Genomic DNA, 6,345 nt, shown 5'->3' with positions numbered 1-6,345 from the left:
AAAAAAGCCCGCACAAGTGCGGGCGAAAAATACTGGAAGCAATGTGAGCAATGTCGTACCGAATACCTGAGTGTTTTTCTCAACTATTCGGTAATGAGAAAGATAATAGTTCTCATCTAAGATATCAACCCCATCTTTTGTGCGGAAGCGATTTTTTTAATTAATCACAAAAACGGTGCGTTTCTGGCTGTTGTCGCGCGGCCATGCGTTCGCCACTTCGCTGAGCGCAAGCGGGGTGGTGGCGATGGTAAAACCGCCTGCAACGGCGGCCTGCAGCATTTCGCCGGCCGCCGCCAGGAGCTGCGGCATCGACAGGCTACCGATACCACTGCCCATCAGTTGTAGCGGGGCCGCTCTCAGCACCGCGCCGTTGAGCGCAATTTCCGCGCCGGAAAGCGACCCCACCTGCATGTAGCGCACCGGTGCGTTGCCTGGACTGTGTTTCGCCAGCGCGGGCAGCATCAGTTCGGCGCTGCGGCCCCATAGATAATCCACCACCACATCAACCTGCTGTGCCGCCTGCTCGCTGAATTGTGCCTGTAGCGTTGGATCGTCTGCCGTTAAGTCGATACAGACGTCGGCACCGAGGGCGGCCAGCATCTGCGTATTCCGACCGGTGGCGATGATCTTTCTTGCGCCGAGGAAGCGGGCAATCTGCACAGCAAGCTGACCGGCGCTGCCGGTTGCGCCGTTGATCAGTACGCTCTCTCCGGCGGCCAGTCCGGCACGCTTTACGAGCGCGGCCCAGGCGGACATTCCGGGATTTGCCATCGCGGCGGCGGTGATATCATCCAGGTCATCTGGTAAAGGCAGGCAGTTTTCGACGGCGACCGGCGCCCACTGCGCCATACTGCCCCAGGGCGCAGTGGGAAAGGCAAAATAGACCCGCTGCCCATCGGCCAGCGTTCCGACGCCATCAATGCCGACCACAAACGGCAGCCGGCCGTCGAAACTGTAATGCTTACCGGAGGCGCGAGCTTTCACCACATGGCTGATGGCGGCGGCATTCACTTTTACCAGGGGGTGATGGGCATCGGCCTGCGGATCGGTAAAATCGGCCCAGACAGGGCCCTGCTGCAGATCGAAAACTACGGCTGCTTTCATAATGTTATCTCCTGAAGGCAATTATGTGTAAAATGCACATAATAGATAACGGCACTATACCCGGTTAAAAAATATATGCAAGATGCACATAATAATTACGACATTACCGATTTCCACGGCGCGTTGCTCGATATCATTAGCGTGATGAACCAGCCCGTTCGTGATGAGCAGCTGCTTCAGGCCGCAGATGTCCAAATCGATCAAATTCTGTTTCCGCTGCTGGTGGCCATCGGACGTTACGGGCCGGTAGGGGTCGTGGAACTGGCGGATAGCCTGGGGCGCGATTACACCACCGTCAGTCGTCAGGTAAAAAAACTGGAGGTGCAGGGACTGGCGCTCAAACAACCTAATGCCCAGGATCGGCGGATCAGCGAAGTCACCTTGAGCGAGCAGGGAAAAACTGTGCTTGAACGCATCGCGGTAGCGAGGACACGGCTGATGAATCAGGTACTGGCAGAGTGGGCTGAGGAAGAGGTAGCGGCGCTGTTTCGCCTGACGCGCAAATACGCTGACAGCTTGCAGAGGAAGTAGTCCTCTGGTGTCGATATTGACGGCAGAGAAGATTCTGCCGTCAGATGGCCGCTTGCAACATCTGGACAAATGTCTGTAACCGATCTGCGGTTTTGTAGATTGTTGGCATTGCAGTCCCCATCTTGTTGCGGCGTATTCCTCAGCCGTAATAATAATCCGTTGGTGAAAAAACAGCGGGGATTGTGGCTGAGCATTTTGTCGGATTAGATGATAAAGGCAAGGCTTGTGATGAAATCCAGAAACAGAGGTTTTGATTTATCAAGGTGGCGAATGGAAAAGATAAAAACATAAGGTTTTTATATTATTTATGATGAAATAAAAGCGTGGTTTTCGTTCATTGGTTTATTTAGTGAATGCCATTCTTTATTTTATAGATGTAATGAATGGATATATTCTCGTCGTTGTATTGCGTCAGTGATTTAATATCTTGAATTTTATAGAAATAAAATTATCGTCTAATTTTGTTTGATCTCATTGAAGATCTGGAGTAAATAAAACCCATTAAATTAACATTGGCAAACATAAGGGTTTTATATGCAGCACCCGCTCTTTTTCATCTCTCTGCAAAGGCCGTTTGATTATCACCAGAAAATATTTCCCACAAAACAATGCTGGCGTATTGTTGCTGTTCTGGCCGGATTATTTCTCCTGGCCATATCGCCATATACCCGCGCGGATCAATCCAGTGCGGCAGTGGCGCAATCCACAGCAGAGGGGGACGCTGGTAACAAGCCATTAAGAAAACTGTCTCCTAATCAGCTTTATGTTACGGTGGAAAAATCTGGGGATTATATCGTGGGGATTTACTTTGATACAGGTAGTCCACGGGAAAGAAGAACAACGAGTAAGCTTACATTGGAGGACGTCAAGGTAGTAGATGTTGTTTTTAATAGGGCTTTTGAGAGGATCAGATCTTACTTAAAAAATGAATTGACTGGGACGATCCGTATTTATGACGCTCAAACCGGGAAACTCTTGCATGAAATATTGATACCGAAGATTAATGCTTATCCCGACATTGAGCCATTAGTAGAGAATGACGGTGTAGGTTATGATTACTTACGCAAGATGGACACTGGCTCCTACATTATAATTCCGGAGCTTTATAGTTCTGGCGCGGATTTTTCCAGCTATACGTTACTTTTTCGACGTCATTATGGTAAGTAATAAAATTAGGATGATTTTATGCCATACACTGTAACTATTAAAAATGACTCCCTGTTTACTAATGGGCAGGGTGCGATTCATACATGGCTGGAGCTCAGTGATGGAAGTAGTGACGTGGTTTATTTTGGATTTACGCCTACTGATCTTGGTTATTTCAATAACAAAGGTTCGTTGGATAGCGGTGATTATCTTAAACAAAGAGTTTCCTCTGAACAGTTAACCATTGGAATAACGGCAGAGCAATACGGCAGTATGGCCAAAGCTATCAGCAAGTTTGAAAAATCCTCTCCGCTGTACGATCTTATTCCGGACGGTGACGGTAGTGATTTTAACTGTACTACTGCTGCCAGTTTTATCCTTAAAAGCGCGGGCATTGATTTTCTGGATTCAGTTCAGTCACCTTTCGGCGTCGCTGCAAAAATTAATGGCAATAATGATTACACGATGAATGACCTGGTGGAAGATGTCCTCGATGCAAAAGACGTGATTGATAATGCCGTCAGCCATACCTATAACAGCATCCGGGATAAAATCACAGAGCTCTTCGGGAGTACAGCTGAATCAATACCTGGAGAACAGGCCGCTCTGGCGAACGAATTACTTAATCTTACGGAAAGCTGGTTGAATACCACCCGTGAATCGGTTTATTCGCTCTTTGGTGAGGTCGCCGGGAGCGATAATTATCCGGGGAGCTATTTTGGCGAGATCATCGGGCATTATAAAAGTTTGCTGGATACGCTGATGAGCAGTATCGAACAGCTACTTCAGGGCTGCCCTGTCCCAATCAATATCGGTGGGGTGAATTTATTTACGCCAGGTTTTATGGATCCGGTAATGGGTCCTGGCCTGGTTTGTGCAGAAAACCAGGCCAGCCCCATTATTATTGACCTCGACGGCGATGGCATCGAAACCTTATCCGTCAGCAGCGGTGTTTTCTTCGATCATGATGGCAACCAGTTTGCGGAAAATACCGGCTGGGTGGCTCCGGACGATGGGTTGCTGATATTCGATCGTGATGGCAACGGGCAGATTGATAGCGGCAGTGAACTCTTTGGCAATAATACGCTGCTGAAAAGTGGCAAACTGGCGGCCAATGGCTATCAGGCTTTGCAGGAACTGGATGAAAATAAAGACGGGCAGTTGAACAGTGATGACGCTATCTGGGCGTCATTGCGCATCTGGCAGGATGGGAACAGTAACGGCCGGGTTGACGAAGGAGAGTTACTTTCCCTTGAAGAGGCCGGTGTGGCCGCCATTGGCACCGGCTACAGCACGTCACAATATGTTGATGAACAGGGGAATGCCCACCGGCAAACCAGCACCATTACGCGTTCAGATGGCGCTGTCGGCCAATCGGCGGACGTCTGGTTTGCGGCCAACAAAGGATACTCACGCTACACAGGCGATGTGACCCTGTCCGCTGAAATTCAGGCTCTACCGTATATCCGCGGGTTTGGCAATATGGCCGACCTGCATACGGCAATGAGTCTTAATCCGCAACTTATCACACTGGTTCAGCAGTTTGTGGCCGATCCCATGGCCGCTAAAGCGTCTGGCCTCATCGAAAAGCTCCTTTTTACCTGGGCAGGCGTAACGGATATCGCTGAAAACAGTCGCGGGAGCTATATCGATGCCCGACAGCTTGCGGTTCTCGAAACCGCTGCTGGTAGGGGATACCGGAACACGGTTAACGGTACGGTTAATCCTCTGAGCAGCGCTGCGGCCTTATTACAGGATGAATACCGCCGTTTTGCTGCCTATACCGAAGCCTGCCTGTTGGCCACAACAGTATATGCCAGCGATTTTGATTTTATTCATCTGCAGCTAAGCCCCGATCTCAGCGGTCTGACGTTGAACTTTGAGGCATTTGAGGCGCATCTGAATACTCTGATGCAGACGGACATGGGGCGCTATCTGCAGGTGAGTAATGTCCTGTATGCCTGGATGGAATACCTGCCATCCTTTGCAGATGTCCGGGTGAGATTAGGTATTCCTGAGGCGTTGACATTTACCGGCAGTGACAATGCGGATGTCGTGACGGGCAAAAACACGAACGATGTGCTGTGGGGAGGAAAAGGAAATGACCAGCTGAAGGGCGGATACGGGGATGACACCTACCTCTTTAACGCCGGAGACGGGCAGGACACGATTATTGAGAGCAGCGGAGCGGACACGCTGCGGCTGGGAGAAGGGCTGCTGGCGGAGCAGGCGGTACTTTCCCGGCAGCGGGTGCAGGGCTATGACAGCCTGGTGCTCGGCTTCCGCGACCGGGCGGACAGCGTGATTATCCAGGGGTACTTCAGTCTGGACAGCTATCAGGTGGAGCAGATTGTCTTCGCCGACGGCACGGTATGGGATGTGGCCGCCGTGAAGGCGATGCTGCTGGCGGGAACGGAGGCGGCGCAGAGCCTGCAGGCCTACCGGGAGGGGAGCGAGATCCACGCCGGGGGCGGAAATGACGTGCTGACCGGGGACAACGGCAATGATGCGCTGTACGGCGAGGCGGGGGATGACACCCTTGACGGCAGCTTCGGCAACGACCTGCTGAGCGGCGGCACGGGGAACGATCTGCTGAAGGGCGGATACGGGGATGACACCTACCTCTTTAACGCCGGAGACGGGCAGGACACGATTATTGAGAGCAGCGGAGCGGACACGCTGCGGCTCGGGGAGGGGCTGATGGCGGAGCAGGCGGTACTTTCCCGGCAGCGGGTGCAGGGCTATGACAGCCTGGTGCTCGGCTTCCGCGACCGGGCGGACAGCGTAATCATCCAGGGATACTTCAGTCTGGACAGCTATCAGGTGGAGCAGATTGTCTTCGCCGACGGCACGGTATGGGACGTGGCCACCGTGAAGGCGATGCTGCTGGCGGGAACGGAGGCGGCGCAGAGCCTGCAGGCCTACCGGGAGGGGAGCGAGATCCACGCCGGGGGCGGAAATGACATGCTGACCGGGGACAACGGCAATGATGCGCTGTACGGCGAGGCCGGGGACGACACCCTTGACGGCAGCTTCGGCAACGACCTGCTGAGCGGCGGCACGGGGAATGACACCCTGAAAGGCGGCAGCGGTAACGATATTTACCTCTTTAACGCCGGAGACGGGCAGGACACGATTATCGAGAGCAGCGGGACGGACACGCTGCGGCTCGGGGAGGGGCTGCTGGCGGAGCAGGCGGTGCTCTCCCGGCAGCGGGTACAGGGCTATGACAGTCTGGTGCTCAACTTCCGCGACCGGGCGGACAGCGTGATTATCCGGGGTTACTTCAGTCTGGACAGCTATCAGGTGGAGCAGATTGTCTTCGCCGACGACACGCTATGGCTGCCGGAGGATGTGCTGAATTATATCGAACACAATATTCCTTTACCGGTCATGGACACCGCGGAAAGCACGGCAGACATCGCGCTGTTGAAACAGGAGATCTGCCAGTTTCTGGCCTCGGGCGACGTTGATGATGCGGACGATGCCGGGGTGGCTATACCGCTGGCTACCGCGCAAACGACGGCGGAAAACTGGCGAACAGCCGTTGGCTATTAGTGGAGC

The 6,345-nt window shown here is 52.9% G+C and carries 4 protein-coding genes; 3 read left to right on the top strand and 1 reads right to left on the bottom strand.

Annotation, left to right across the window (positions count from 1 at the left end; genetic code table 11):
- Nucleotides 1–156 precede the first annotated feature (156 nt).
- Nucleotides 157–1,104 (bottom strand): quinone oxidoreductase family protein, encoded by a 948-nt coding sequence (locus GRPL_RS06550; RefSeq protein WP_032700188.1) that lies wholly within the window; start codon nucleotides 1,102–1,104, stop codon nucleotides 157–159.
- 75 nt (nucleotides 1,105–1,179) lie between these two features.
- Here GRPL_RS06550 and GRPL_RS06555 point away from each other — a divergent pair, with 75 nt between their 5' ends.
- The 3 genes from GRPL_RS06555 to GRPL_RS06565 all read left to right on the top strand — a co-directional run bounded on the left by GRPL_RS06555 (nucleotide 1,180) and on the right by GRPL_RS06565 (nucleotide 6,339).
- The gene (locus GRPL_RS06555) at nucleotides 1,180–1,635 is read left to right on the top strand and encodes a MarR family winged helix-turn-helix transcriptional regulator (protein ID WP_032700186.1); all 456 of its coding nucleotides are present in this window, start codon (nucleotides 1,180–1,182) and stop codon (nucleotides 1,633–1,635) included.
- A gap of 534 nt (nucleotides 1,636–2,169) precedes the next feature.
- Nucleotides 2,170–2,802 (top strand): hypothetical protein, encoded by a 633-nt coding sequence (locus GRPL_RS06560; protein WP_032700184.1) that lies wholly within the window; start codon nucleotides 2,170–2,172, stop codon nucleotides 2,800–2,802.
- A gap of 252 nt (nucleotides 2,803–3,054) precedes the next feature.
- Complete coding sequence (locus GRPL_RS06565) at nucleotides 3,055–6,339, top strand: calcium-binding protein (protein WP_032700183.1); 3,285 nt, start codon at nucleotides 3,055–3,057, stop codon at nucleotides 6,337–6,339.
- Nucleotides 6,340–6,345: the final 6 nt, after the last annotated feature.

Source organism: Klebsiella planticola ATCC 33531 (assembly GCF_000735435.1).
GTDB lineage: Bacteria > Pseudomonadota > Gammaproteobacteria > Enterobacterales > Enterobacteriaceae > Klebsiella > Klebsiella planticola.
Note: the sequence above shows the minus strand (reverse complement) of the source record. Positions and strands in the feature narration are given on the sequence as shown.